Source organism: Streptomyces sp. NPDC028314, from assembly GCF_055565795.1.
Window position 1 is genome coordinate 183,912 of sequence record NZ_JBVHTP010000016.1, and the last position, 24,400, is coordinate 208,311.

The following is a 24,400-nucleotide window of genomic DNA, read 5'->3' on the forward strand; positions in this document are numbered from 1 at the left end:
CGTCAAGTTATACGTATTACCTGGATGACTCCCGGCTGGTTCCGGGCAGGAGGGGGCGGACATGGCCGCGGGATACGCGGAGCTGCTCAGGACCCGGCACGCCGCGAGGCTGCTGGTGGGCACGCTCATAGGGCGGCTGCCGAACGGCACCGCGGCCATCGCGATCGTGCTGTTCACCCGGGCGGAGGGCGGCAGCTACAGCCTCGCGGGCGCGCTGGCGGCCGCGTACGGCGTGGCCAACGCGGTCGGCCAGCCGCTGCTGGGCCGGGCGGTGGACCTGTACGGGCAGCCGCGCGTGCAGCTCCCGGCGGCGCTCGTCTCGGCGCTCGGCATGGTCTGGCTGGCGTTCGCCGGTACCGGTTCGGCGGCGGTGGCGTACGGCGCCGTGGTCGTCGCGGGGCTGTTCACGCCTCCGCTGGAGGGCGGTCTGCGCGCCCTGTGGCCGGGGGTGCTCGGCGGCAAGGAGGAGCGGGTCCACGTGGCGTACGCCATGGACGCCGTGGCCCAGGAGGTCATGTTCACCGTCGGCCCGCTGCTGGTGACCCTCTTCGTGGCCCTGTGGGACCCGGCCGTGGCCCTGGTGGTCATCAACGCCATCGGTGTGCTCGGCGCGCTCTCCGTCGTGGTCTCGGAGCCCTCCCGCACCTGGCGCTCCGCGCCGCGCGAGGCGCACTGGCTGGGCGCCCTGCGCTCGCGCGGGCTGCTGGCGCTGCTGGGGGCCTTCTTCTTCGTGGGCACGGCGCTCGGTTCGATCACCGTGGCCGGTGTGGCGTACGCGGACGACCACGGGGACCAGGCGGTGTACGGCTGGCTGATGGCGGCCCTGGGTCTCGGCGCGCTGGTCGGCGGCGTGGTCTACGGGGCCCGCCAGTGGGCGGGGGCGCCGGAGCGCCGGCTGCGGATGCTGGTGGCGCTGCTGGCGGTCTGCTACCTGCCGCTGATGCTGACGCCCGGGCCGGTGGGGATGACGGCGCTGACGGCGCTCGCGGGCGTGTTCCTGGCGCCCGCCATCGCCTGTGCGTTCATCGTGGTCGACCGGCACGCCCCGGCCGGCACGGTGACGGAGGCGTTCTCCTGGCTGGTCACGTTCTTCGGGGTGGGCGCGGCCATCGGGACGGCCGCGGCCGGTCCGGCGGTGGAACTGGGCGGAACGGCGGCGAGTTTCGGTGTGGCGAGCGTCGCCGGGGCCGCCGCCCTGCTGGTCCTGATGGCCACTCAGCGCGTGCTCGCCGCGCCCGCCCGCGGCCGGGCCGTGGCGGGCTCCGCCGAGGCCCTCGGCGGGGGCCCGGAATCGGCCGCCGCGGACCCTCTGATCAGAAACTGATCGGAACGGCGCCGCGAACCCGGTTTCAGAAGAGGGCAGAAGGCGTAATGTTCAGTCATGGACCGCCGCATTTTCGGGCTGGAGAACGAGTACGGCGTCACGTGCACGTTCAGGGGACAGCGCCGACTGTCTCCTGACGAAGTGGCGCGCTACCTCTTCCGCCGTGTTGTGTCATGGGGCCGCAGCAGCAATGTCTTCCTGCGGAACGGCGCCCGCCTCTACCTCGACGTGGGTTCGCATCCGGAATATGCAACTCCCGAATGCGACAACCTGACCGAGCTGGTCACCCACGACAAGGCCGGCGAGCGCATTCTCGAAGGCCTGCTCGTCGACGCCGAACGCCGCCTGCACGAGGAGGGAATCGCGGGCGACGTCTACCTCTTCAAGAACAACACCGACTCGGCGGGCAATTCGTACGGCTGCCACGAGAACTACCTGGTGGCCCGGCACGGAGAATTCTCCCGCCTGGCGGACATCCTCATTCCCTTCCTCGTCACGCGCCAGCTGATCTGTGGTGCGGGCAAGGTCCTGCAGACCCCGCGGGGCGCGGTCTACTGCGTCAGCCAGCGGGCCGAGCACATCTGGGAGGGCGTCAGCTCCGCCACGACGCGCTCCCGGCCGATCATCAACACCCGGGACGAGCCGCACGCGGACGCGGAGCGCTACCGCAGGCTGCACGTGATCGTCGGGGACTCGAACATGTCCGAGACGACCATGCTGCTCAAGGTCGGGGCCACCGACCTCGTGCTGCGCATGATCGAGGCGGGCACCGTGATGCGGGACCTGACCCTGGAGAACCCGATCCGGGCCATCCGCGAGGTCAGCCACGACATCACCGGGCAGCGCAAGGTGCGCCTGGCGAGCGGCCGGGAGGCCTCCGCCCTGGAGATCCAGCGCGAGTACTACGACAAGGCCGTGGACTTCGCCGAGCGCCGGGGCATCCGTACCGGTGTCGTCGACCAGGTCCTGGAGCTGTGGGGCCGCACCCTCGACGCGATCGAGGCGGAGGACCTGGACCGGATCGGGACCGAGATCGACTGGGTCATGAAGTACCAGCTGATCGAGCGGTACCGGGCCAAGCACAACATGACCATGTCGAACCCGCGGGTCGCCCAGATAGACCTCGCGTACCACGACATCCACCGCCGCCGCGGTCTGTACTACCTGCTGGAGCGCAAGGGGCAGGCGGCGCGGATCTGCAACGACCTCAAGATCTTCGAGGGCAAGTCGGTGCCCCCGCAGACCACCAGGGCGCGGCTGCGCGGCGACTTCATCCGCCGGGCGCAGGAGCAGCGGCGGGACTTCACGGTCGACTGGGTGCACCTGAAGCTGAACGACCAGGCGCAGCGGACCGTGCTGTGCAAGGACCCGTTCCGGTCGGTGGACGACCGGGTGGAGAAGCTGATCGCCGGGATGTGATGCCGGACGGTGGAGGGCCCCGCGCGCCGATGCGTGCGGGGCCCTTCGCACGCCGCCGCCTTGTCGCCGAGGGGGTTGGCCTTAGAGTGGGCCGCTAGGACGGATCATTCCAGCGACCCTGAGGACCACTGTGCGACGCCGACTTGCTGCCGCGCTCATCGTGCCGGCTCTGATGCTCACCGCGGCCTGCGGAGGGGGCGACGACAAGGGGAAGAAGGATTCTGCGTCCCCTTCGGCCGACGCCTCGCAGCCTGAAGTACCGAAGGCGGTCGCGTCCGCGGACCCGATGCCGACGGTGGCGGGTGAGCCCGGGAAGAAGGCGGAGATCACCGTCCCCAAGGGCGACCCGAGCGGCAAGTTCGTGGTCAGCACCGTCAAGGAGGGCACGGGCGCCGAGGTCAAGAAGGGCGACCTCGCCGTCACCAAGTACACGGGCAAGATCTGGAAGGACGGCAAGGACCTGAAGGGGTCCTACGACGAGGGCGGCTCGCCGATCGTCGTCCCGGCGGGTTCGCCGGAGATCCTCCCGCTCTTCAGCGAGGCCGTGGTGGGCAAGAAGGCCGGCAGCCGCGTGCTGGTCGTCGCGCCTCCGGCGGCGGCGTTCGGCTCCAAGGGCCAGCCGCAGCTCGGGGTCGGCCCGACCGACAACCTGGTCTTCGTCCTGGACGTCGAGTCGGTCATGCCGAAGAAGGCCGAGGGCACCCAGGCGCCGATCCCGTCGGAGCTGCCGCAGGTGAAGGCGGACAAGGAAGAGGCCGCCACGATCACGATCCCGAAGAACGACCCTCCGAAGGAGCTGGTCGACAAGGTCCTCATCGAGGGCACGGGTCCCGAGGTCAAGGACGGCCAGACCGTCTACATGCAGTACAGCGGAGCCGCCTGGGCCCCGAACCAGGGCAAGGACTCCGCGAAGCTGTTCGACAACTCCTGGAAGACCGGTCAGCCGTTCAACACGGTCATCGGCCAGGGACAGGTCATCGAGGGCTGGGACAAGGGCCTGGTCGGCAAGAAGGTGGGCAGCCGCGTCCTGCTGGTGATTCCGCCGGAGATGGCCTACAAGGACCAGGCGAAGGGTGAGGACCTGCCGGCGAACTCCACCCTCGTCTTCGTCGTCGACATCCTCGGAGCAGTGTAAGACTGTTCAGGATCACCGGTTCGTACACATGAGGAGCAGTTCCGTGAGCGACAAGCTCGAGAAGCCCGAGATCGACTTCCCCGAGGGCGACGCCCCCGCCGACCTCGTGATCGAGGACGTCTGGGTGGGCGACGGCGCCGAGGCCAAGGTCGGGGCCTTCATCAAGGTCCACTACGTGGGCGTGGCGTTCTCCACCGGTGAAGAGTTCGACGCCTCCTGGAACCGCGGTTCCGCGCTGGAGTTCCAGCTCGGTGTCGGTCAGGTCATCAAGGGCTGGGACCAGGGTGTCCAGGGCATGAAGGTCGGCGGCCGCCGCAAGATCACGATCCCCGCGCACCTCGCGTACGGCGACCGTGGCGCGGGCGGCGGCCTGATCGCCCCGGGCGAGACGCTGATCTTCGTCTGCGACCTGATGGACGCCTGATCCATCGGCTGTCACAGCTGTGGGGCCCCTGCCGTTCGGCGGGGGCCCCTCGCTTTTGCGGGGGACCGCCGGGGCGGTACGGTCAACGGTCACGAGGCCGTACGCGCACGCGTACGTCGGGGTGTACGTCGAGAAGGGCGGAATGGCGTCGATGGCGATTGCCAAGGCCGAGCGGCTGATGAATCTGGCGCTGTGTCTGCTGGGGACCCGCCGGCCACTCAGCAAGCGCGAGCTGCGCGGCTCCATCGAGGCCTACCTGGAAGCCGGCAACGACGAATCCTTCAATCGCATGTTCGAGCGGGACAAGGACGATCTTCGGGAACTCGGCCTGGTCATCGAGACGGTGGAGAACCTGGAGGGCGAGACCGGCTACCTGGCCCGCCGGGACAGCAACCGGCTGCCGCCCGTCTCCCTCGACGCCGAGGAGGCCGCCGCCCTCGGGCTCGCGGCCAAGGTCTGGCAGCAGGCCCGCCTCGCGGGCGCGGCCAGCGGGGCCCTGCAGAAGCTGCGCGCCGGCGGGATGCCGGAGGCCGGCGACCCGTACGAGGGCCAGCACAGCGCGATCGAGCCGCGCATCCCGGTCCACGAGGCGGCCTTCGAACCGCTGATGCTGGCCTGCCGGGACCGGCGGCCGGTGGTCTTCGACTACCGCAAGTCCACCGCGGCGCGGCCCGAGCCGCGCCAGGTCGAGCCCTGGGCGCTGGAGTGCTGGCGCGGTCACTGGTACCTGGCCGGCTTCGACCGGGACCGCGGCGCCGAGCGCGTGTTCCGGCTCTCCCGGATCACCGGCAAGGTCCGGTCCCGGGCGGCGAAGTACACCGCCGAGGTGCCGGACGTGGTGACCGTACGGGAGACGGTGGCCAGCTGGGCCGGGGAGAGCGCCGACCGCTCGGCCCTGATCCGGCTGCGCGCCGGCGCCGGGTACCCGCTGCGGGCCAAGGCCACCGCGGTCCGCGAGGGCGTGGACGGGGAGGGCTGGGACGAGCTGGAGATCCCGTACGGGCACGGGCTGGACGCCTGGCTGGTCGAGTTCGGCCCGGACGTCGTGGTGGTGGAGCCCGCGGACCTGCGGGCCGACGTGGTGGACCGGCTGCGCGCCGTGGCCAAGGGCTGATCCCGCAACAATCGCAAGACACGCCCTGAGGGGGAGACGTACCAGCATGGCTGCGAACGCCATTGACCAGACCCGCCGGATGCTGTCCCTGGTGACGTATCTGCGCGAACGCCCCGGGGCGCACGTCGCCGACGTCGCGCGCGCCTTCGGGATCACCGAGGACGAGCTGATCTCGGACCTCGACGTCCTGCCCATGTGCGGAACCAGCTTCCGCGGCGGGGACCTGCTCGACATCGACACCGACGGGGAGCGCATCTGGTGGCGCAACCCCGACGCGTCGGGGGAGTCCACCGCCGAGCCGCTGCGGCTGGCCGCCGACGAGGCGACCGCGCTGCTGGTCGCCGCCCGCGCCGTGGCCACCCTGCCGGGGCTGCGCGAGAGCGACCGGGAGGCCCTGCTGCGGGCCACCGCCAAGCTGGAGGCGGCCGCGGGCGAGGCGGCCGGGGCCAGCTCGCGGCTGTCGGTGACCTTCGAGTCCGAGGGCGGGGTCTTCGCGGACGTCGACCGGGCCATCGCGGAGCGGCGCAGGCTGTGGCTGCGCTACTACTCGCCCGCGCGGGACGAGCTGACCGAACGCAAGGTCGACCCCATCCGGCTCTTCGCGGTGGGGCACACGTACATGGAGGGGTGGTGCCACCTCTCCGAGGCCCGGCGCACCTTCCGCCTCGACCGGGTCGCCGAGATCCGGCTGCTGGACGAACGGGCCGAGCCGCCCGCCATCGAACCCCGGGACCTCTCCGAGGGCCTGGTACAGCCGGCCGCCGAGGACCCGGAGGTGGTGGTCGAGGTCGGGCCCGGCGGACGCTGGGTCGCGGAGTACTACCCGCACGACAGCGCCGAGGAACTGGCGGACGGCGGCCTGCGGATCACGCTGCGCAGCCCTGACCCGGCCTCGCTGCGCCGCCTGGCGCTGCGGCTGGGCCGGGAGGGCCGGATCGTGTCCCCGCCGGAGCTGGCGGAGAGCGCGCGGAAGGCCGCTCGAGAGGCACTCGCGGGGTACGGGGAACAGGACTAGGGGGAGCGGGGACGATGTCGCCATCATCTGGGCGGGTACCGGGGTCCGGCCCCGGCCCGGCGGAGCTGTCGGCCGCCGCCGGGGCCGGCGCGGTCACCTTCAAGGCGGGCTGCCCCGATTGCCGGGCCCGCTTCGAGCTGAAGGCGGGCGCCCTGAGGCTGGCGATCGGCGGCAGCAGAAGGGCCACCTTCTACTCGTTCACCTGTCCCGAGTGCGGTGCCTCCGTACGCAAACCCGCCGGTGAGCGCATCGTGGAGCTGCTGACCGGCGGCGGCGTGAGCACCCTGCGCAGCGTCTGAGGCGGCCGGTGGCCTAGGCTCGTCCCATGCTGTGGCCGATGCTCGCAATTGCCCTGGGCTTCCTCGGGGTCGCCGTCCTCGCCGTGCTGGCCGTACGGGTCTTCGTGCAGGTACGGCGGCTGTCGGGCCAGGTGGCCGATGCCAGCCGCCGGATCACCGAGGCCTCCGGCGACCTCGAACGGGCCGCGGCCGACCTGGCCCGCACCGGACGCGCCACACTCCCTTAACCCCTGCCCATGGAAACTGCGCGGCGGGACCCGTACCGTCGGTCCCGTCACCCGTCGCGTACGCAAGCAGGGAGACCCCGGGGGATTGCCGGGCGTTAACCCCAGGGGGTTACGATCCTTGCAGGAGGGCATACCGGATCTTTGTCCGGCGCCGCCCGCCACCACAACCAGCCGTTTCGGTGAGTAAGGAAGACACACATGATCGGCAATCTGAAGCCCCTTGAGATCCTTCTGATCATCGCTGTCATCGTGTTGCTGTTCGGCGCCAAGAAGCTCCCCGAGATGGCCCGCTCCCTCGGCAAGTCGGCCCGCATCCTCAAGAGCGAGGCCAAGGCCATGAAGAAGGACGGCGAAGCGGACGACGCGGCCACCGCCGCCCCCGTCGCCGACCAGGCCCCGCAGCAGCCCGTCGCCCCCCGCACCATCCAGGCCGCCCCGGGTGACGTCACCAGCGCCCGCCCGGTCGGCGAGCCGAACCGCAGCACCCAGGGCTGACACCCGACGGCCACTCCGGTCATACCGGACATCTGCAACGAGACAAGGGACGTGGGTTGCTCAAGTCTGCCCGCAAGCAGGAGAAAGCGGACAAGGACGCCGAAGGGCGGATGCCTCTTGTCGAGCACCTGCGTGAGCTGAGAAACCGCCTGCTGAAGTCGGTCCTGGCGATCGTCGTGATCACCGTCGCGGCCGCCTTCTTCTACAAGGACCTCATCGACTTCATGCTGAAGCCGATGCTGGACTCCGTCGGCTGCACCGACGGGGTGGTCTCGCAGCGCAACGGCCGCCCCTGCGCCGACATGACCGTAAACGGCCTCATCGCACCGTTCTCGATCGCCCTGAAGGTCTCGCTCACCGCGGGCGTGGTGCTCTCCGCGCCGGTGTGGCTCTACCAGCTGTGGGCCTTCACCGCTCCCGGCCTGCACAACCACGAGAAGAAGTACGCGATCAGCTTCGTCGCGGTCGGTGCCCCGCTGTTCGGCGCCGGCGCGGTCCTCGCGTACAAGATCCTCCCGCAGACCGCCACGATCCTGCTCGAGTTCACCCCCGAGAACGCCCGCAACCTGCTGCCGGTCGACGACTACCTCGACCTGGTCACGCGCATGGTCGTGGTGTTCGGCCTCGCCTTCGAGCTGCCGCTGCTGCTGATCCTGCTGAACGTCACCGGCGTCCTGAGCGCGAAGCGGATGGCGGGCTGGTGGCGCGGCATGGTCATCGGCATCACGATCTTCTCCGCGTTCGCCACGCCCACCGGTGACCCGCCGACGATGCTGGCGCTGGCCGCCCCGATGGTCGCGCTGTACTTCTTCGCGCTCGGGGTCTGCCTCCTCAACGACCGCCGGCGCCGCCGCAACAACCCCGACGCGGGCCTCGACGACGACGAAGCCTCCGAGCTGGACCTGACCCCCGCCCCCGTGGGCGCGGCCGGGCAGGCTCCGGCCCCCTCCGCACTGCCCGGACAGGACGACGGCGGACGCCGGCGGATCAACGGCTACGACGACGCCACCTGACGGGCAGGCCCCCGGCCGCCGCCGGGAGCCGCCCCGGGGCGGGTGGGCGCCGGGAACGCCTCCGGTAGATTCCCGGGCGTGAGCTCTGAGATCACCCTGTTCGTCAATCCCACCGCGGGCCGCGGCCGGGGCGCGCACGCCGCGCAGCCGGCCGCTTCCGCGCTCCGGGCGGCGGGCTTCTCGGTACGGACCGTCCTGGGCGCCGACGCCGGTGACGCGCTGGCCCGGCTGCGCACCGCCGTACGCGAGGGCACCGGCGCGGTGGTCGCGGTGGGCGGCGACGGGATGGTCTCCCTCGCCCTCCAGGCGCTGGCCGGGACCCTGGTACCGCTCGGCGTGGTCGCGGTGGGCACCGGCAACGACTTCGCGCGGGCCCTGGGACTGCCCGTACGGGATCCCGCCGGGGCGGGCCGGCTGGCCGCCGGGGCGCTCAAGGAGGGCCGGATCCGGGAGATCGACCTGGGGCGCGCCGCCGGCACCTGGTACGGGACCGTACTGTGCTCCGGCTTCGACTCGCGGGTCAACGACCGGGGCAACCGGACGCGGCTGCCGCTGGGCCGCTTCAAGTACGACCTGGCGATGCTCGCGGAGCTGGCCGCCTTCCGCCCCTTCCCGTACCGGATCACCCTCGACGACGGCCCCGCCGTCGAGACCGAGGCCACGCTGGTGGCGGTCGGCAACGGGTCCTCGTACGGCGGCGGGATGCGCATCTGCGCGGACGCGGTGCCCGACGACGGGCTCTTCGACATCACGGTGGTCGGCGACTGCAGCCGGGCCACCCTGCTGAAGGTGTTCCCGCAGGTCTACCGGGGGACGCACCTCGGCCACCCGAAGGTCACCGTCCACCGGGCCGCGAAGGTCACGCTGGAGGCCGCCGGCATCACCGCCTACGCGGACGGAGAGCCGCTGGGGCCGCTGCCGGTGACGGCCGAGTGCGTACCGGCGGCCTTGCGGCTCCTGGCCTAGCGGGCGTCCCTGGACGGTGCGGTTCCGGTCACGGCCCCTCCTCGTAAAGATCGCGACTGTTGTCAGGGGTGACGGGTAGGCTCGACAACAAGATGACCGAAGAACTCTCACCCGCGGAGCGGTACGCCGCTGCCCGGATCCGCGCCGCCGAAGAGGCCACCGCCCTGGCCCCCTTCCGCGAGATGTACGAATTCGGCCTGGATCCGTACCAGGTCGAGGCCTGCAAGGCACTTGAGGCGGGCAAGGGCGTCCTCGTCGCCGCCCCGACGGGCTCGGGCAAGACGATCGTCGGCGAGTTCGCCGTGCACCTCGCCCTGCGACAGGGCCGCAAGTGCTTCTACACGACGCCCATCAAGGCCCTGTCGAACCAGAAGTACGCCGACCTCGTCAAGCGCTACGGCGCCGACAAGGTGGGCCTGCTGACCGGCGACAACAGCGTCAACTCCGAGGCGCCCGTGGTCGTGATGACCACCGAGGTGCTCCGCAACATGCTCTACGCGGGCTCGCAGTCGCTGCTCGGCCTCGGCTACGTCGTGATGGACGAGGTGCACTACCTCTCCGACCGCTTCCGCGGCGCCGTCTGGGAGGAAGTGATCATCCACCTCCCCGAGTCGGTGACCCTCGTCTCGCTCTCCGCCACGGTCTCCAACGCCGAGGAGTTCGGCGACTGGCTCGACACCGTGCGCGGCGACACCGAGGTGATCGTCTCCGAGGAGCGGCCCGTCCCGCTGTGGCAGCACGTCATGGCCGGCCGCCGGGTCTACGACCTCTTCGAGGAGGAGTCCGACCACGGAGGCCGCGGCTCCGCCCGCCGGGAGGTCAACCCCGACCTGCTGCGCATGGCGCGCGAGGAGAACAGCCGCACGTACAACCCGAAGGACCGGCGGCGCGGCAAGATGGTCCGCGAGGCCGACCGCGAGCGCGAGCGCCGCTCCCGCAGCCGGATCTGGACCCCGAGCCGTCCCGAGGTCATCGCCCGCCTCGACAACGACGACCTGCTCCCGGCCATCAACTTCATCTTCAGCCGGGCCGGCTGCGAGGCCGCCGTCCAGCAGTGCCTGTACGCGGGCCTGCGGCTCAACGACGAGACCGCCCGCCTCAAGGTGCGCGAGATCGTCGAGGCGCGGACCGCGTCCATCCCCACCGAGGACCTGCACGTCCTGGGCTACTACGAGTGGCTGGAAGGCCTGGAGCGGGGCATCGCCGCGCACCACGCGGGCATGCTGCCCACCTTCAAGGAGGTCGTCGAGGAGCTCTTCGTACGCGGCCTCGTGAAGGCCGTCTTCGCCACCGAGACCCTCGCGCTGGGCATCAACATGCCCGCGCGCACGGTCATCCTGGAGAAGCTCGTCAAGTGGAACGGCGAACAGCACGCCGACATCACCCCCGGCGAGTACACGCAGCTCACCGGCCGGGCCGGCCGGCGCGGGATCGACGTCGAGGGCCACGCGGTGGTGCTCTGGCAGCGGGGCATGGACCCGGCGGCCCTCGCCGGGCTCGCCGGCACCCGTACGTACCCGCTGCGCTCCAGCTTCAAGCCCTCCTACAACATGGCGGTGAACCTGGTCCAGCAGTTCGGGCGGCACCGCTCGCGCGAGCTGCTGGAGACCTCGTTCGCGCAGTTCCAGGCGGACCGCTCGGTCGTCGGCATCTCCAAGCAGGTGCAGCGCAACGAGGAGGGCCTCGACGGCTACCGGGAGGGCATGACCTGCCACCTGGGGGACTTCGAGGAGTACGCGCGGCTGCGCCGCGACCTCAAGGACCGTGAGACGGAGCTGGCCAAGCAGGGCGCGGCGCAGCGCCGGGCGCAGGCGGCCGGCTCGCTGGAGAGGCTCAAGCCGGGCGACGTCATCCACGTGCCGACCGGCAAGTTCGCCGGGCTCGCGCTGGTCCTGGACCCGGGCGTGCCGGCCGGGCGCTCCAACGGGCACCGCGGGCACGAGTACACCGAGGGCCCGCGCCCGCTGGTGCTCACCGCCGAGCGGCAGGTCAAGCGGCTCGCCGCGATCGACTTCCCGGTCCCGGTCGAGGCCATCGACCGGATGCGGATCCCGAAGACCTTCAACCCCCGCTCGCCGCAGTCCCGTCGGGACCTGGCGACCGCGCTGCGGGCCAAGGCCGGGCACGTCACCCCGGAGCGCCAGCGGCGCGGCCGGGCCGCTGCGGCCGACGACCGCGAGATCGCCCGGCTGCGCAGCGAACTGCGGGCGCATCCCTGCCACGGCTGTGACGAGCGCGAGGACCACGCCCGCTGGGCCGAGCGCTACCACCGGCTCAAGAGGGACACCCAGCAGCTGGAGCGGCGCATCGAGGGCCGGACGAACACCATCGCCCGTACCTTCGACCGCATCCACGCGCTGCTCACCGAGCTGGACTACCTGCGCGAGGACGAGGTCACCGTGCACGGCAAGCGGCTCGCCCGGCTGTACGGGGAGCTCGACCTGCTGGCGTCCGAATGCCTGCGCGAGGGCGTCTGGGAGGGCCTGAGTCCGGCCGAACTGGCCGCCTGCGTATCGGCGTTGGTCTTCGAATCACGGCAGGCCGACGACGCGGTGGCCCCCAAGGTGCCGGGCGGCGCGGCGAAGGCGGCGCTGGGCGAGATGGTCCGGATCTGGGGCCGGCTCGACGCGCTGGAGGAGGAGCACCGCATCAACCAGGCGGAGGGCGTGGGCCAGCGCGAGCCGGATCTCGGCTTCGCGTGGGCGGCCTACCAGTGGGCCTCCGACAAGAGCCTGGACGAGGTGCTGCGCGAGGCGGAGATGCCGGCCGGCGACTTCGTGCGCTGGTGCAAGCAGGTCATCGACGTGCTGGGGCAGATCGCCGCGGCGGCCCCGTCGTCCTCCGCTCCGCCGTCCTCCCAGGGCGGGAGCACGGTGGCGCGAAATGCCCGTAAGGCCGTGGACGCGCTACTTCGGGGTGTAGTGGCCTACAGCTCGGTCGGCTAGGCGCTTTTGGGGCTTCCTCCGAGAGCCGGGATGGCCGGATCTCATCTCTTGCCATGATCCGTTCGGCGTGGCCTGTGCGACGATCGGATTTATGAGTGGGGGAACGGACGAAGGGCCGAGACGGGTCGGTCGGCCACGCGCCGATCAGCTGAGACGGGAGAGCGGCCGGCCGCCGCGCGAGGAACTCCTCTGCGCGGCGGCCGAGCTGTTCACGGTGCGCGGGTACGCGGCCACCACCACGCGGGCGGTGGCCGAACGGGCCGGGATGCGCCAGGCCACGATGTACCACTACTTCGGCGGCAAGGAGGAACTCCTCGCCGAACTCCTGGAGTCCACCGTCGCGCCCTCGCTGGAACTGGCCCGCCGCCTGCTGGCCGAGACCGGCCGGCCCGCCGCCCACCGGCTGTGGGAGCTGTGCCGGTCGGACGTGCTGCTCCTGTGCGGGGGACCGTACAACCTGGGCGCCCTGTACCTGCTGCCCGAACTGTCCGCGGACCGGTTCGGCGAGTTCCGCCGGATGCGCGGTGAACTGCGCGATGCCTACCTGGAGTTGCTGCACGCCACCTCGGCCGGCGCCGAACTCGCCGGTGACCGGGCGGGGCTGACCCTGCGCAACGACCTCGTCTTCGGGCTGATCGAGGGCGTCATGCTCATCCACCGCTCCGATCCGGCCCGCCCGGTGGCGACCTTCGCCGAGGCCGCCGCCGACGCGGCGCTGCGGATCGCCGGCGTCGCGACGTAGGGCCGGGCCGACGGGATCCGGCCGGGCCCGACGGGATCCGGCCGGGCCCTAGCCGCCCGCCTCCCAGCCGGCGCGGTCGTCCCAGGCGCGCAGGGTCAGGCCGCTCTCCAGCCGGTGCGCGCTGCCGGTGACCGGGTCGGTGAACGCCAGGGTCCGGGCCAGGAGCTGCAGGGGCCGACGGTAGTCCGCCGGGTCGACCGGGTCGGCGACCACCGGGTAGACCGGGTCGCCGAGGATGGGCAGCCCCAGGCCGTTCATGTGCACGCGCAGCTGGTGGGTGCGCCCGGTGTGCGGGGTCAGCCGGTAGCGGCCCAGGCCGTCCCGGGTGCCGGTGAGCTCGACCAGGCTCTCGGCGTTCGGCTCGGCGTCCGGTATCTCCACCACCGCCATCACGCCGCGGACCTTCTCGATGTGGCTGCGCACCGTACGGGGCAGGGCGACCGCCGGATCGTGGGGGGCGAGGGCCTCGTACTCCTTGAAGACCTTCCGCTGCTCGAAGAGCGACTGGTAGGCGCCGCGGTCCTCGGGGCGGATGCTGAACATGACCAGTCCGGCGGTCAGCCGGTCCAGCCGGTGCGCCGGGCTCAGCGTCGGCAGGTCCAGCTCCTCGCGGAGCCGGGCGAGGGCGGTCTGCGTGACGTGGCTGCCGCGCGGGGTGGTCGCCAGGAAGTGCGGCTTGTCCACGACCAGCAGGTGCGCGTCCCGGTGCACGACCCGGATCGGGAAGGGCACCACCGGCTCGGGCGGCATGTCCCGGTGGAACCACAGGAAGCCGCCCGGCTCGTACGGGTCCTGCGGGCGCAGCACCCGCCCGCCGGGGCCGAGCACCCGCCCGCCGTGCAGGAGCCGCGCCATCGACTCGGCGCCCCGGGTGCCCGCGTAGCGCGCCGTGAGGTAGGAGCCCAGATCCGGCCACATCCCCTCGGGGTCCGGGGGCAGCCGCAGCCGGACCGGGTCGATGCCGGAGATCTGGGGCAGGGGCGCGGGCGGGATGTTCCGTTTCATCGGGATCCAGCGTAGGCCCTGCCGCGGGGGCTACCGGCGGGTGAAGGTCCCCAGGTGGGTGGCGTCCAGGTACTCGATGCGGAGCGTGCCGTCGGCGAAGGTGACCCCGGTGCGGCCGACGGCGTTCTCGCCGGCGGTCACGTAGCTGAAGGTGTCGCCGTCGTAGTGGGTGAGCGGGAAGCGCATCGGCTTCGGGCCGAGGGAGAGGGTCAGGCCGCTGCCGTCCGGGTTCGCGGTGACGGTGGCCTGGCCGTAGTAGGGGTTGTCGTACGTCCCGGTGTACGCGGTGTCGTCCCGGGCCGGCTTGGCGCCGGCGGGCGGCTTGGCGTAGTCGGTGCGGGACCGGTCCGTGTCGTCGAGCTGGGCGTAGAGCGCCCCGGTCAGCGCCAGCCAGTCGGTGGTGGCCTTGCCGTGCTCGGCGAAGTCGAAGAAGTCGAGGGCGACGGCGTCGGCGAGGCCGACCGGGGCGCCGTTCGTGAGGACGACGATGCCGAGCTTCTCCAGGGGGAGCATGGTGACGTTGGTGTTGGCGCCGAGGTCGAAGGCCCCGGAGTGGCTGAGGCGGAGCCGGCCGGCCTGGTCGTAGGAGACGTTCCAGCCGAGCCCGTAGAAGCTGGTGCCCCCGGTCGCGTTGACGGGCTGCGAGACGATCTCGGGGAGGTGGGTGCGGGCGAGCGGCTCGGCCGGGACGATCCGCTTGCCGTCGAGCGTGCCGCCGGCCAGCTGGAGCCGCATCCAGCGGGCCATGTCGCGGGCGGTGGAACTGACCCCGCCGGCCGGGGCCTGGGCGTCCGGGTCGCGGACGAAGCGGGGGCTCCAGGTGCCGTCCGGGTTCTTGACGTGGGTGGCGGCGTGGTCGGGCGCCTTGGCGAAGGCGGAGAACGTGGTGCTGGTGCGGGTCATGCCGGCGGGCTTGAAGAGGGTGTCGTCGGCGAGCTTCTGCCAGCTGGTGCCGTGGGCCCTGGCGATGGCCTCGGCGGCGGCCGTGAAGCCGAAGTTGGTGTACGCGTAGCTCGCGCGGAAGGCGCTGAGGGGCTCCAGGCGCAGGTGGTCGAGGATGTACGCCTGGTCGTAGCCGAGGTCCTCCAGGAGGTCGCCGGCGTGGTCCGGCAGGCCGCTGCGGTGGGAGAACAGGTCGGCGGCGGAGACGTGGTCGGTGACCCACGGGTCCTTGAGGGCGAAGCCGGGGAGGGCGACGTGGTCGTCCCAGTCGGCGGGGTCCTTCATGGTGCCGGCGACGACCGTCGAGGAGACGGGCTTGGAGAGCGAGGCGACCTGGAAGACGGTGTCGGGGTCGACGGCCGCCTTCTCGCCGGTCTTGCGGACGCCGAAGCCCTTGAGGTGGATGACCTTGTCGTCGTGCACCACGGCGACGGAGACGCCGGGGACGCCGGTGCGCTTCATCATGCCGGTGACGATGGAGTCGAGCCGGTCCACCGCCGAGGCGACCTGGGCGTCTGTCAGCTGGGGCCTGGGCTGCGGCGGCGGGCTGGGGGCGGCCGCCGCCCCGGTGGCCGCCAGCAGGGTCGCGGCCCCCGCGGTGCCGAGCACGCGGAGCGTACGCATGGGCCCAGTGTCCCGCCGAACGGGTGAGGGCGCCCGGCGGGGCGCCGGCGCGGGCTGCGGCCGGCGCGGTGGCGACCTGTCAGGCCGTGAGCTCCTGCTCGGCCTCGACCTCGGCGTTCCAGTCGCGCTTGATCGCCCGCCAGCCCTCGTCGGTCTCGCCCAGGCGCCAGTAGCCCGAGATGGAGAGACGTTCCCTCGGGATGCCGCGCTCGACGCGGAGGTGGCGGCGCAGGTCCTTCACGAAGCCCGCCTCGCCGTGGACGAAGGCGTGGACGTCCGTGGAGGGGAACTCCAGGGAGGTGACCGCCTCCACCAGGGCCTTCCCGACCGGGCGGTCGCCGCGGTGGAGCCAGACCGGGACCACCCCGTCGGGGGTGGCGACCTTCTGCTCGTCGTCCGGGCCGTCGATCTCGACGAACGCGTGCACCTCCGCGCCGACCGGCATCCGCTCCATCGCCGCGGCGATCGCGGGCAGCGCGCTCTCGTCGCCGGCCAGCAGGTGCCAGCCGGCCGCGGGGGCCGGGGAGTAGGCGCCGCCCGGGCCGAGGAAGCGTACGAGTTCACCCGGCTGGACACGGGCCGCCCAGGGGCCGGCCAGGCCCTCGTCGCCGTGGACGACGAAGTCCAGGGTCAGCTCCAGGTGGGCCGGGTCCCAGGCGCGGACCGTGTACGCGCGCTGGCGCGGCCACTCCTCGCGCGGGTGGGCCGAGCGGATCTGCTCCAGGTCCCAGGGGGTCGTGTAGCTCACGCCCTCGGGGGCGAAGAGGATCTTCACGTAGTGGTCGGTGAACTCGCCCGCGCCGAAACCGGCCAGGCCGGCACCTCCCAGCACGATCCGCACCATGTGCGGAGTCAAGCGCTCGGTGTGTACGACGACGGCGGTGCCGACTGTGCGGGCGCGTCCTTCTGCCACGGCGTCTCCCCTGACTCCCCTGAAACTTAGGATTACCTAAGTTAGCACCTCAGGGGCGGAGCGCGCTCCCCAGGCGCGAGACCGCTCCACCGAGACCCCACCGGCGAGCCAGTGCGTCGAGCATTTCGGGCTCCGCCGCAGCCGCGGGGAGCGCAGGGTCGAAGGGGGGCAGCGGCACGTCCGAGGCCACCTGGACCACCTTCGGGGCCACCGCCAGATATGGCCGGGATTCGTCCAGCCGCTTGCGCTGCACGGGTGTCAGCTTCGACCTCGGGTCGCCGATCGCCGCGATGATCCCCGCGAGGTCCCCGTACGCGTCCAGCAGCTTGGCCGCGGTCTTCTCGCCGATCCCCGGCACCCCGGGCAGGCCGTCGCTCGGGTCCCCGCGCAGCAGCGCCAGGTCCGCGTACCCGGGCCCGTCCACCCCGTACTTCTCGCGCAGCCAGGCCTCGTCCGTCACCTGGAGCGTGCCCACACCCTTCAGCGGGTACAGCACCCGCCGCTGCTTCGCGTCGTCCACCAGCTGGTACAGGTCCCGGTCGCCGGTGACGATGTCCACCGGGCCGGTGGCCCGCGCCGTCAGGGTGCCGATCACGTCGTCCGCCTCGTACCCGGCGACGCCCACCCTGGCGATCCCGAACGCGTCCAGCGCCGCCTCGATGATCGGCACCTGCGGCGCGAGCGTGTCCGGGGTCTCCTCCACGTCCGGACCGGACTGCGTCTCCTCGGCGACCCGGTGCGCCTTGTAGGACGGGATCAGCTCCACCCGCCAGTGCGGGCGCCAGTCGGCGTCCATGCAGGCCACCAGATCGTCCGGGCGGTGGTCCTGGACCAGCCGCCCGATGAAGTCGAGCAGCCCGCGCACGGCGTTGACCGGGGTGCCGTCCGGGGCCTTCACGGAGTCCGGCACACCGAAGTAGGCGCGGTAGTAGAGGGAGGCGGTGTCCAGGAGCATCAGGCGTCGTGTCGTCACGCAGACGATGATGCCGCAGCCGCCCGGCGGACCGTCGACCGCGGACCGGTCGAGCCGTGCACGCGAATCCGGGGGCGGATGCTGCGTAAGGTGCTTACAGCACACCGATGTGCCGCCGACGGACAAGGGGAGGGCAGCCCCGACATGAACGACAAGGACGGCAAGGTCGACACGGACGGCAAGGACGAGAAGGACAAGGACGCCAAGGACCAACCGCTCCGGGTGGGCGTGGCCGTGCGCAAACGGCGCCGCGCGCTCCACCTGACCCTCGCCGCGGTGTCGGCGCGCAGCGGTCTGTCCGTCCCCTTCCTGAGCCAGATAGAGAACGAGCGGGCCCGGCCCAGCATGCGCTCCCTGGAGAGGGTCGCGGACGCGCTGGAGACCACGGCCGTGGAGCTGCTGGCCGCCTCCGACACGGCCCGTACGGTCGACCTCGTGCGGGCCGGCGACGACTCCGCGCTCACCCCGGTCCTGGGCGTACGCCCCCTCGTACGGGGACACCACCAGCTGCACGCGCTGGAGTTCACCGGGGACCAGGACGCGGGCCGCGAGTACCAGCACCGCAACGACGAGCTGATGTACGTGGTCGCGGGCGCCTGCCAGGTGGAGGCCGAGGGGCGGGCGTACCGGCTGGAGAGCGGCGACGCGCTGTTCCTCTCCGGCGGGGTGCGCCACCGGTGGCGGGCCGTCACCGAGGACACCCGGATCCTGGTGGTGGCGGTGGGCGAGCACATCCACGCCACCTCCGAGCCGCCGTCGCCCGAGCACTGAGCCGGTGCGCGTCGTATCGCTCGTGCCCTCGCTGACCGAGGCGGTGGCGGTGAGCGCACCCGGCCTGCTGGTGGGGGCCACCGACTGGTGCACGCACCCGGCCGGCCTCGACGAGGCGGGCGTGGTGCGGATCGGCGGGACGAAGAACCCCGACGTACGCGGGATCGTGGCCCTGCGCCCGGACCTGGTGATCGCCAACGAGGAGGAGAACCGGGCCCCGGACCTGGCGGAGCTGCGGGCCGCCGGGGCACCGGTCCTGGTCACCGAGATCCGCGACCTCCCGCAGGCGCTGCGCGAACTGGACCGGCTGCTCGTCGGAGCCCTCGGGCTGCCCCGGCCCGGCTGGCTGGCGGACGCCGAGACCGCGTGGGCGCGGGCCGAGCCGGCCGGGCAGTGGCGGGCCTTCGTACCGGTGTGGCGGCGGCCGTGGATGGTGCTGGGCCGCGACACCTTCGCAGGGGACCTGCTCGCACGGCTGGGGGTGCGCAACGCCTACGCCGGGCACGCGGAGCGGTACCCCAGGGTTGCGGCGCCGGAGCTGGCGGCTGCGGGCTGCGACCTGGTGGTGCTTCCCGACGAGCCGTACCGCTTCACCGCGTCGGACGGGCCCGAGGCCTTCCCGGAGCTGCCGGCCGCGCTGGTCAGCGGACGGCACCTGACCTGGTACGGGCCCTCCCTCGCCGAGGCGCCGAAGGTACTGGGGGACGCCCTGCGCGCGGCGCGCTGAGGGGCTGCTCGTACCCTGCGGGGATGCGCACCCGAAGATCCCCCGCCCTGCTCGCGGGCACGGCCCTGCTGTCCCTGCTCACCGGCGCCTGCGCGGTGCCGGGGGCCGAGGATTCCGCTCCTGCCTCCGGGGCCGGCTCCGCGTCCGCCCCTGCCTCCGCCCCGGCCTCCGCCCCTGCCGCCGGGGCTCCGGGGCGGCTCGGCGCCGCAGAGCTCCAGGGCCGCTGGTGGAGCTGGGCCGCCTCCAGTCCCGCCCGCGCCAACCCGGTGGCGGACCCGGACGGGACCTTCTGCGCCGAGAACCAGCCCGCCGACGTCTGGTTCCTCGCGGGCAGCTTCGGCGGCCCGGTGCGTCGCAGCTGCTCGGTCCCGGCGGGGCGGCCGGTGGCCTTCCCCGTCATCGACTTCACCGGAACCAAGGCCGCCTGCACCGTCTCGATGGCCGGGGCCAAGGGCAGGGCCGTCCTCGACGCCAAGGCGCTGGAGCCGGTGCGGTACGAGGCCACGCCCATCCGGATCGAGGGCGTCGAGGGGAACCCGGTGACGGGAGAGGCCGGAGGCATGGCCACCCAGGGCTGCGGGCTGTGGGTCCAGCTCGACGGGCTGGCGCCCGGCCCGCACTCGCTGGCCTTCGAGGGTTCGAGCGGCTCGTTCTCGCTGTCGGTCGCCTACGAGCTCCAGGTCGGCTGACCCGTCAGCGCGGGGCGGTGAGCAGCCGGCCGGAGAACAGGCCGCGCAGGGTGTGCCAGGCGGCCGTCAGCCATGTGGTCAGCAGGACCAGGAACAGGGCGGCGGCCAGCCAGGCGAAGGCGGTCAGACCGGTGTGGCGGGCCAGGCCGGCCGCACCGGTGACGCAGGTGCCGACCGGGAAGGTCAGGGCCCACCAGGTCATCGCGAAGCCCATGCCGTTGCGGGCGGCCCGGACGAGCATCGCCGCGGCCAGGGCCAGCCACAGCAGGGCGAAGCCCATCACGGGGACCCCGTAGACGACGGCGAAGGCGCCGAGGGCTCCCGCGTAGGGGGCGCCGATCGACAGGGGGGCCATGTCGGCGAGCTGGTTCACGGCGGTGGTGGACTGGCCCAGGGGACCCAGGACCAGGAAGAGGGCCGGGGTCAGCGCCAGGGGCAGCGGGCCGCTGATGATCAGCCGGCCGAAGACCAGGGGGAGCATCAGCAGGGTGGCCAGCAGGCTGATGCCGAACATCGCGTAGCAGCCCAGCAGCATCGCCTCACGGGCCTGGCCCGCGGGCAGGTGGGGTATCAGCAGGGGGCCCAGCGCGGCGGAGACCATCGGGGCGACCAGGGGGAGCAGCCAGACGGGGGTGGCCTGCTTCGGCTCGACCTTGTGCCGGACCACCATCAGGTAGGGCACCGCCACGGCCATCAGCAGGCCCACGGCGGTACCGGCGGTGAACAGCACGGCGTCCACGGCGACGGCCGCCCGGAGCCCGATCAGGTCCCTGCCGACGATCAGGGTGCCGCCGCCGACGGCCAGCAGCGCCATCGACAGGCATCCGTAGAACGGTGCCACGGCCGGGTCCATGAGGTGGGCGCGGGCCTGGTCGCGGTGGTGGAGCCAGTGCCCGGCGCGGGCGGCGAGCAGGACGGCGAGGGCCGCGGCGGACAGCGCCCAGACGAGCTGGCAGGCCACGCGCTGGCCGGGGAGCTGGTACGGGAGCGTCGCGCCGGCGTTGGCGACGATGGCCGTGCCCATGATCGAGGCGTACCAGTTGGGGCCGAGGTGCCGGAGCGCGGGGGCCTTGTGGGCCAGGGGCGCGGATGCGGTGGTGGTGCGGGGTCGCACGAGGGTGGTGGCCATGGGTTCAGCCTCCCGCCGGGGCGGTGCGGGCGGCAGAGGCCGGTGTCCTATGAGGCCATAAACTGACCTTATGGGTAATGAGGAGTGGGTTCCGCTGGCGCACCGCGTGCCGGACCTGGGCGCGCTGGAACTGCTGCTCGCGGTGGCGCGGGTCGGCAGCCTGAGCGGGGCGGCCCGGCGGCTGGGCATCACCCAGCCCGCGGCGAGCAGCCGGATCCGGGCCATGGAGACCCGCCTGGGGGTGGCACTGGTGGACCGGTCGCCGCGCGGGTCCACGCTGACGGCCGAAGGGGCGCTGGTCACGGACTGGGCCCGGCGGGTGGTGGAGGCGGCCGAGGCCTTCGACGCGGGGGCGCAGGCACTGCGGGGCCGCCGCGACTCGCGGCTGCGGGTGGCGGCCAGCATGACCATCGCGGAGTACCTGCTGCCCGGCTGGCTGATCGCGCTGCGGGGGCAGCGGCCCGGGACGGCGGTGTCGCTGCACGCGGGGAACTCGGCCGTGGTCGCGGAACTGGTGCTCGCGCACGAGGCCGATCTGGGCTTCGTGGAGGGGCTGTCCGTGCCGGACGGGCTGGATTCGGTGGTCATCGCGCAGGACCGGCTGGTGGTGGCGGTGGCGCCGGGGCACCCGTGGGCGCGGCGCTCGAAGCCGGTGCCGGCGCGGGAGCTGGCGGCGACCCCGCTGATCCTGCGCGAGCGGGGGTCGGGGACGCGGCAGGTGCTGGACGCGGCGCTGGCGGGGTCCGGGGGGCTGGCGGAGCCGCTGCTGGAGCTGGCGTCGACGACGGCCGTGAAGGCGGCGGCGCTGAGCGGGGCCGGGCCGTGCGTGCTGTCGGAGCTGGCGGTGGGGGACGAACTGGGGTCGCGGCGGCTGGTGGAGGTACCGGTCGCCGGTGCGGCGCTGGACCGGGCGCTGCGGGCCGTGTGGCCGACGGGGGCCCGGCCGGCCGGCCCGGCGCGGGACCTGCTGTCGCTGACCCGGGCGGCCTGAGCCCCGGCGCCGGGGCCCGGCGTCGCCGATCCGGGCTCCGGCAGGCGGGGCTCAGGGGCCGCAGCCCCCGCGAGGGTCGCAGCCCCCGGGCCCCCGCGCCTCAGACGCGCGCCAGGGTGGTTGCGTTCGCCGCCGCGACGAGGGCGTCCATCACCCGGGTGTCCTTGTCGCGCTCCGGGTGCCACTGGACGCCCACGACCCAGCGGTCCGGGTCGGGGAGTTCGATGGCCTCGACCGTGCCGTCGACGGCGTGGGCCGAGACGATCAGGCCCTGGCCCAGCCGGTCCACGGCCTGGTGGTGGTAGGTCGGGACCTCCGCCTCCTCCGGGACGAGCTGCGCGTAGCGGGTGCCCTCGACCGGGCGGACCGGGTGCCAGGAGGTGGCGCCCGGGGTGTCGACGTGTCCGTCGATGTGCTGGACCAGGCTGCCGCCCAGGGCCACGTTCAGCGCCTGCATGCCCCGGCAGATGCCGAGCAGCGGGAGGTCGGCGGCGAGCGCCGCCCTGATCAGCGCGAGCTCCCACTCGTCGCGGACCGTCGCGGGGGGACCCGTACGGGGGTCGCGCGCGGCGCCGTAGTGGACCGGGTCCACGTCCGGGCCGCCCGCGACGACCAGGCCGTCCATCCGGCTCAGCACCTCCGCGGCCCGGCCCGGTTCGTCCGGTGGCAGCAGGACGGCCGCGCCGCCCGCCGCCTGGACGAGTTCGTAGTACCCGGTGGGGACGAGGGCCGTCGGGAGGTCCCAGACGTTGTAGCGGGTGGATTCCTCGACGTAGGTGGTGATGCCGATGAGCGGCCTGGGCACGGGCTCTACCTCCAGGGTGGTTCCGGGTGCTGCGGTGGACCGGTGGGTGCCGGTCGGTGCCGGTCGGTACCGGCGACGGTACGGGTCGAGGGTTTCAGTCGCGGGTCAATTCCGCCTCGGCTGCCGCCAGTGCCGCGAACTCCTCTTCGGGCGCGGAGGCCACCAGGTGGTGCCGACTGTAGATCGCGAAGTAGGCGAGGGCCACGGCGTACACCCCCAGCGCGATGAAGGCCGCCGACTTGTCGACGAGGAACGTGGCGACCAGGGCGGACAGGGCCAGCACGAAGGCCACCGACGAGGTGACGATCCCGCCCGGTGTCCGGTACGGGCGCTCCAGGCCCGGCTCCCGCCTGCGGAGCACGATGTGCGACAGGGCCATGAGCGCGTACGAGATGGTCGCGCCGAAGACCGCGATGTTCAGCATGCGCGGACCGTTGCCGGTGGCCGCCGCCAGGGCGAACCCGATCGCGCCGGGGATCAGCAGGCCGAGGTACGGGGCCTTGCGCTTCGAGGTCAGGGACAGGAAGCGCGGCAGGTAGCCCGCCCGGGAGAGGGCGAACAGCTGGCGCGAACCGGCGTAGATGAGCGAGAAGAAGGAGGCGACCAGCCCGGCGAGACCGGCGTAGTTGACGAAGGTCTTCAGCCAGGAGAGTCCGGGGTTGCCCTCCAGGGCGACGACGAGCGGGTTCCCCGCGTCCTTGATGGCGTCGGCGCCGCGGGCGCCGGTCGAGGCCAGGAAGGTGATCAGGGCGAGCAGGATCAGGATGCCCATGGAGATGGACAGCGCCCTCGGCATCGAGCGGACCGGGTCCTTGGCCTCCTCGGCCGCGAGCGGTACGCCCTCCACGCCGAGGAAGAACCACATGCCGAACGGGAAGGCGGCCCAGATGCCGAGGACGCCCAGCGGCAGCCAGGAGCCCGCGCCGAAGGCGGTGGTGTCGACGGCGATGTCGTCGAGGTTGGCGGCGTCGAACTCGGTGAACGCGCCGAGCGCGAAGACGATCAGGGCGATCACGGCGATGGCGGTGACCACGAGGGAGAAGCGCAGGGCCTCGCCGACGCCCCAGAGGTGGATGCCGATGAAGATCGCGAAGCAGGCGAGGTAGACCGGCCAGCCGGAGGTGAGGCCGAAGAGGTTCAGGGATTCGACGTAGTCCCCGATGAAGATGGCGATCGCGGCGGGGGCCAGGATGTACTCGATGAGGATCGCCGTGCCGGTGAGGAAGCCGCCCCAGGTCCCGAGCGCGCGGCGGGCGAAGCCGTAGCCGCCGCCCGCCGTCGGCAGGATCGCGGAGAGTTCCGCGAGGGAGAAGACCAGACAGGCGTACATCGCTCCCATCAGGACGGTGGCGATGGCCAGACCGCCGAAACCGCCCTGCGCCAGGCCGACGTTCCAGCCGGAGAAGTCGCCGGAGACGACGTACGCGACGCCGAGGCCGGTGAGCAGCAGCCAGCCGGCGCTGCCGCGCCGGAGCGTGCGGCGCTCCAGATAGCCGGCGTCGCCCTCGGGGGACTTGGTGGGTTCGGGCACGGCTGTCAGCCGGGCGTCGGTGTCGTCGGCCATGTGCGCTCCTGCCTAAGGCAATGGTTGTGAGGCGTACCTTTGCGTCATGGGAGTGGAGCGCGCAAGACCCGTGCGTTAAACAGGGGTTACGAAACGCTCTCGGTCACTCCCGGTTGCCTTCGGTCGCGAAATGCGCCCGATCCGTTCCG

The 24,400-nt window shown here is 72.6% G+C and carries 24 protein-coding genes; 17 read left to right on the top strand and 7 right to left on the bottom strand.

From position 1 onward, the window contains the following. The first annotated feature begins 61 nt into the window (after positions 1–61). The 13 genes from ACZ4TG_RS31550 (at position 62) to ACZ4TG_RS31610 (ending at position 13,118) form a co-directional block, all read left to right on the top strand. Positions 62–1,324 carry an MFS transporter gene (locus ACZ4TG_RS31550; RefSeq protein WP_468169335.1) on the top strand — a complete coding sequence of 421 codons (1,263 nt, stop codon included), beginning with the start codon at positions 62–64 and terminating at the stop codon, positions 1,322–1,324. Between the two features lie 57 nt (positions 1,325–1,381). Continuing rightward, entirely contained in the window at positions 1,382–2,743 is a 1,362-nt protein-coding gene (gene pafA, locus ACZ4TG_RS31555) for a Pup--protein ligase (protein WP_150520358.1), read from the top strand. 130 nt (positions 2,744–2,873) lie between these two features. After that, complete coding sequence (locus ACZ4TG_RS31560; RefSeq protein WP_468169338.1) at positions 2,874–3,878, top strand: FKBP-type peptidyl-prolyl cis-trans isomerase; 1,005 nt, start codon at positions 2,874–2,876, stop codon at positions 3,876–3,878. Positions 3,879–3,906: 28 nt separating this feature from the next. Next, complete coding sequence (locus tag ACZ4TG_RS31565; RefSeq protein WP_468169341.1) at positions 3,907–4,302, top strand: FKBP-type peptidyl-prolyl cis-trans isomerase; 396 nt, start codon at positions 3,907–3,909, stop codon at positions 4,300–4,302. Between the two features lie 151 nt (positions 4,303–4,453). Beyond that, positions 4,454–5,416 (top strand): helix-turn-helix transcriptional regulator, encoded by a 963-nt coding sequence (locus tag ACZ4TG_RS31570; protein ID WP_468169344.1) that lies wholly within the window; start codon positions 4,454–4,456, stop codon positions 5,414–5,416. A gap of 46 nt (positions 5,417–5,462) precedes the next feature. Then, positions 5,463–6,431 carry a helix-turn-helix transcriptional regulator gene (locus ACZ4TG_RS31575; protein WP_468169347.1) on the top strand — a complete coding sequence of 323 codons (969 nt, stop codon included), beginning with the start codon at positions 5,463–5,465 and terminating at the stop codon, positions 6,429–6,431. A gap of 14 nt (positions 6,432–6,445) precedes the next feature. Continuing rightward, positions 6,446–6,730 (top strand): hypothetical protein, encoded by a 285-nt coding sequence (locus tag ACZ4TG_RS31580; RefSeq protein WP_468169350.1) that lies wholly within the window; start codon positions 6,446–6,448, stop codon positions 6,728–6,730. 26 nt (positions 6,731–6,756) lie between these two features. After that, entirely contained in the window at positions 6,757–6,957 is a 201-nt protein-coding gene (locus ACZ4TG_RS31585; protein WP_468169353.1) for a hypothetical protein, read from the top strand. A gap of 198 nt (positions 6,958–7,155) precedes the next feature. Further along, positions 7,156–7,452 carry a Sec-independent protein translocase subunit TatA gene (tatA, locus tag ACZ4TG_RS31590; protein WP_468169356.1) on the top strand — a complete coding sequence of 99 codons (297 nt, stop codon included), beginning with the start codon at positions 7,156–7,158 and terminating at the stop codon, positions 7,450–7,452. Between the two features lie 56 nt (positions 7,453–7,508). Next, the gene (tatC, locus tag ACZ4TG_RS31595; RefSeq protein ID WP_468169359.1) at positions 7,509–8,465 is read left to right on the top strand and encodes a twin-arginine translocase subunit TatC; all 957 of its coding nucleotides are present in this window, start codon (positions 7,509–7,511) and stop codon (positions 8,463–8,465) included. Positions 8,466–8,543: 78 nt separating this feature from the next. Next, the gene (locus ACZ4TG_RS31600) at positions 8,544–9,431 is read left to right on the top strand and encodes a diacylglycerol kinase (protein WP_468169362.1); all 888 of its coding nucleotides are present in this window, start codon (positions 8,544–8,546) and stop codon (positions 9,429–9,431) included. Positions 9,432–9,523: 92 nt separating this feature from the next. Next, a complete protein-coding gene (locus ACZ4TG_RS31605) occupies positions 9,524–12,376 on the top strand; it encodes a DEAD/DEAH box helicase (RefSeq protein WP_468169365.1) in 2,853 nt (950 codons plus the stop codon). Positions 12,377–12,467: 91 nt separating this feature from the next. After that, positions 12,468–13,118 carry a TetR/AcrR family transcriptional regulator gene (locus ACZ4TG_RS31610; RefSeq protein WP_468169368.1) on the top strand — a complete coding sequence of 217 codons (651 nt, stop codon included), beginning with the start codon at positions 12,468–12,470 and terminating at the stop codon, positions 13,116–13,118. Between the two features lie 48 nt (positions 13,119–13,166). Here the strand turns inward: ACZ4TG_RS31610 and ACZ4TG_RS31615 are convergent, their stop codons facing one another. The 4 genes from ACZ4TG_RS31615 to ACZ4TG_RS31630 all read right to left on the bottom strand — a co-directional run bounded on the left by ACZ4TG_RS31615 (position 13,167) and on the right by ACZ4TG_RS31630 (position 17,557). Next, positions 13,167–14,123, bottom strand: a complete 957-nt coding sequence (locus ACZ4TG_RS31615; protein ID WP_468169370.1) for a pseudouridine synthase — start codon at positions 14,121–14,123, stop codon at positions 13,167–13,169. A 30-nt stretch (positions 14,124–14,153) separates the two neighbouring features. Next, the gene (locus ACZ4TG_RS31620; protein ID WP_468169373.1) at positions 14,154–15,689 is read right to left on the bottom strand and encodes a serine hydrolase; all 1,536 of its coding nucleotides are present in this window, start codon (positions 15,687–15,689) and stop codon (positions 14,154–14,156) included. A 79-nt stretch (positions 15,690–15,768) separates the two neighbouring features. After that, entirely contained in the window at positions 15,769–16,602 is an 834-nt protein-coding gene (locus ACZ4TG_RS31625; RefSeq protein ID WP_468169376.1) for a siderophore-interacting protein, read from the bottom strand. 49 nt (positions 16,603–16,651) lie between these two features. Continuing rightward, entirely contained in the window at positions 16,652–17,557 is a 906-nt protein-coding gene (locus tag ACZ4TG_RS31630) for a 5'-3' exonuclease (protein WP_468169448.1), read from the bottom strand. A gap of 162 nt (positions 17,558–17,719) precedes the next feature. Between ACZ4TG_RS31630 and ACZ4TG_RS31635 the strand changes: the two genes are divergently transcribed. Genes ACZ4TG_RS31635 through ACZ4TG_RS31645 form a run of 3 tightly spaced genes read left to right on the top strand, consistent with a single transcriptional unit; the run spans position 17,720 to position 19,762 of the window. Further along, positions 17,720–18,346 (top strand): helix-turn-helix domain-containing protein, encoded by a 627-nt coding sequence (locus ACZ4TG_RS31635; protein WP_468169379.1) that lies wholly within the window; start codon positions 17,720–17,722, stop codon positions 18,344–18,346. 4 nt (positions 18,347–18,350) lie between these two features. Further along, positions 18,351–19,073 carry a helical backbone metal receptor gene (locus ACZ4TG_RS31640; protein ID WP_468169382.1) on the top strand — a complete coding sequence of 241 codons (723 nt, stop codon included), beginning with the start codon at positions 18,351–18,353 and terminating at the stop codon, positions 19,071–19,073. A gap of 23 nt (positions 19,074–19,096) precedes the next feature. Further along, the gene (locus ACZ4TG_RS31645) at positions 19,097–19,762 is read left to right on the top strand and encodes a signal protein (RefSeq protein WP_468169384.1); all 666 of its coding nucleotides are present in this window, start codon (positions 19,097–19,099) and stop codon (positions 19,760–19,762) included. Between the two features lie 4 nt (positions 19,763–19,766). Here the strand turns inward: ACZ4TG_RS31645 and ACZ4TG_RS31650 are convergent, their stop codons facing one another. After that, a complete protein-coding gene (locus ACZ4TG_RS31650) occupies positions 19,767–20,891 on the bottom strand; it encodes a TDT family transporter (RefSeq protein ID WP_468169387.1) in 1,125 nt (374 codons plus the stop codon). A gap of 70 nt (positions 20,892–20,961) precedes the next feature. Between ACZ4TG_RS31650 and ACZ4TG_RS31655 the strand changes: the two genes are divergently transcribed. Beyond that, a complete protein-coding gene (locus ACZ4TG_RS31655) occupies positions 20,962–21,882 on the top strand; it encodes a LysR family transcriptional regulator (RefSeq protein WP_468169389.1) in 921 nt (306 codons plus the stop codon). 100 nt (positions 21,883–21,982) lie between these two features. On the opposite strand, the gene ACZ4TG_RS31660 is transcribed toward ACZ4TG_RS31655, so the two are convergent. Beyond that, positions 21,983–22,687: a gamma-glutamyl-gamma-aminobutyrate hydrolase family protein gene (locus tag ACZ4TG_RS31660; RefSeq protein WP_468169392.1), complete on the bottom strand. Its 705-nt coding sequence runs from the start codon at positions 22,685–22,687 to the stop codon at positions 21,983–21,985. Between the two features lie 94 nt (positions 22,688–22,781). Further along, the gene (gene eat / locus ACZ4TG_RS31665; RefSeq protein ID WP_468169395.1) at positions 22,782–24,251 is read right to left on the bottom strand and encodes an ethanolamine permease; all 1,470 of its coding nucleotides are present in this window, start codon (positions 24,249–24,251) and stop codon (positions 22,782–22,784) included. Positions 24,252–24,400 lie beyond the last annotated feature (149 nt).

Coding starts and splice junctions, on each gene's coding strand:
- ACZ4TG_RS31605 (WP_468169365.1), top strand. CDS start 9,524: ATGACCGAAGAACTCTCACCCGCGGAGCGGTACGCCGCTGCCCGGATC.
- ACZ4TG_RS31580 (WP_468169350.1), top strand. CDS start 6,446: ATGTCGCCATCATCTGGGCGGGTACCGGGGTCCGGCCCCGGCCCGGCG.
- ACZ4TG_RS31650 (WP_468169387.1), bottom strand. CDS start 20,891: ATGGCCACCACCCTCGTGCGACCCCGCACCACCACCGCATCCGCGCCC.
- ACZ4TG_RS31635 (WP_468169379.1), top strand. CDS start 17,720: ATGAACGACAAGGACGGCAAGGTCGACACGGACGGCAAGGACGAGAAG.
- ACZ4TG_RS31655 (WP_468169389.1), top strand. CDS start 20,962: ATGGGTAATGAGGAGTGGGTTCCGCTGGCGCACCGCGTGCCGGACCTG.
- ACZ4TG_RS31575 (WP_468169347.1), top strand. CDS start 5,463: ATGGCTGCGAACGCCATTGACCAGACCCGCCGGATGCTGTCCCTGGTG.
- pafA (WP_150520358.1), top strand. CDS start 1,382: ATGGACCGCCGCATTTTCGGGCTGGAGAACGAGTACGGCGTCACGTGC.
- tatA (WP_468169356.1), top strand. CDS start 7,156: ATGATCGGCAATCTGAAGCCCCTTGAGATCCTTCTGATCATCGCTGTC.
- ACZ4TG_RS31565 (WP_468169341.1), top strand. CDS start 3,907: ATGAGGAGCAGTTCCGTGAGCGACAAGCTCGAGAAGCCCGAGATCGAC.
- ACZ4TG_RS31630 (WP_468169448.1), bottom strand. CDS start 17,557: ATGCTCCTGGACACCGCCTCCCTCTACTACCGCGCCTACTTCGGTGTG.
- ACZ4TG_RS31585 (WP_468169353.1), top strand. CDS start 6,757: ATGCTGTGGCCGATGCTCGCAATTGCCCTGGGCTTCCTCGGGGTCGCC.
- ACZ4TG_RS31645 (WP_468169384.1), top strand. CDS start 19,097: ATGCGCACCCGAAGATCCCCCGCCCTGCTCGCGGGCACGGCCCTGCTG.
- ACZ4TG_RS31570 (WP_468169344.1), top strand. CDS start 4,454: ATGGCGATTGCCAAGGCCGAGCGGCTGATGAATCTGGCGCTGTGTCTG.
- eat (WP_468169395.1), bottom strand. CDS start 24,251: ATGGCCGACGACACCGACGCCCGGCTGACAGCCGTGCCCGAACCCACC.
- ACZ4TG_RS31620 (WP_468169373.1), bottom strand. CDS start 15,689: ATGCGTACGCTCCGCGTGCTCGGCACCGCGGGGGCCGCGACCCTGCTG.
- ACZ4TG_RS31615 (WP_468169370.1), bottom strand. CDS start 14,123: ATGAAACGGAACATCCCGCCCGCGCCCCTGCCCCAGATCTCCGGCATC.
- ACZ4TG_RS31610 (WP_468169368.1), top strand. CDS start 12,468: ATGAGTGGGGGAACGGACGAAGGGCCGAGACGGGTCGGTCGGCCACGC.
- ACZ4TG_RS31550 (WP_468169335.1), top strand. CDS start 62: ATGGCCGCGGGATACGCGGAGCTGCTCAGGACCCGGCACGCCGCGAGG.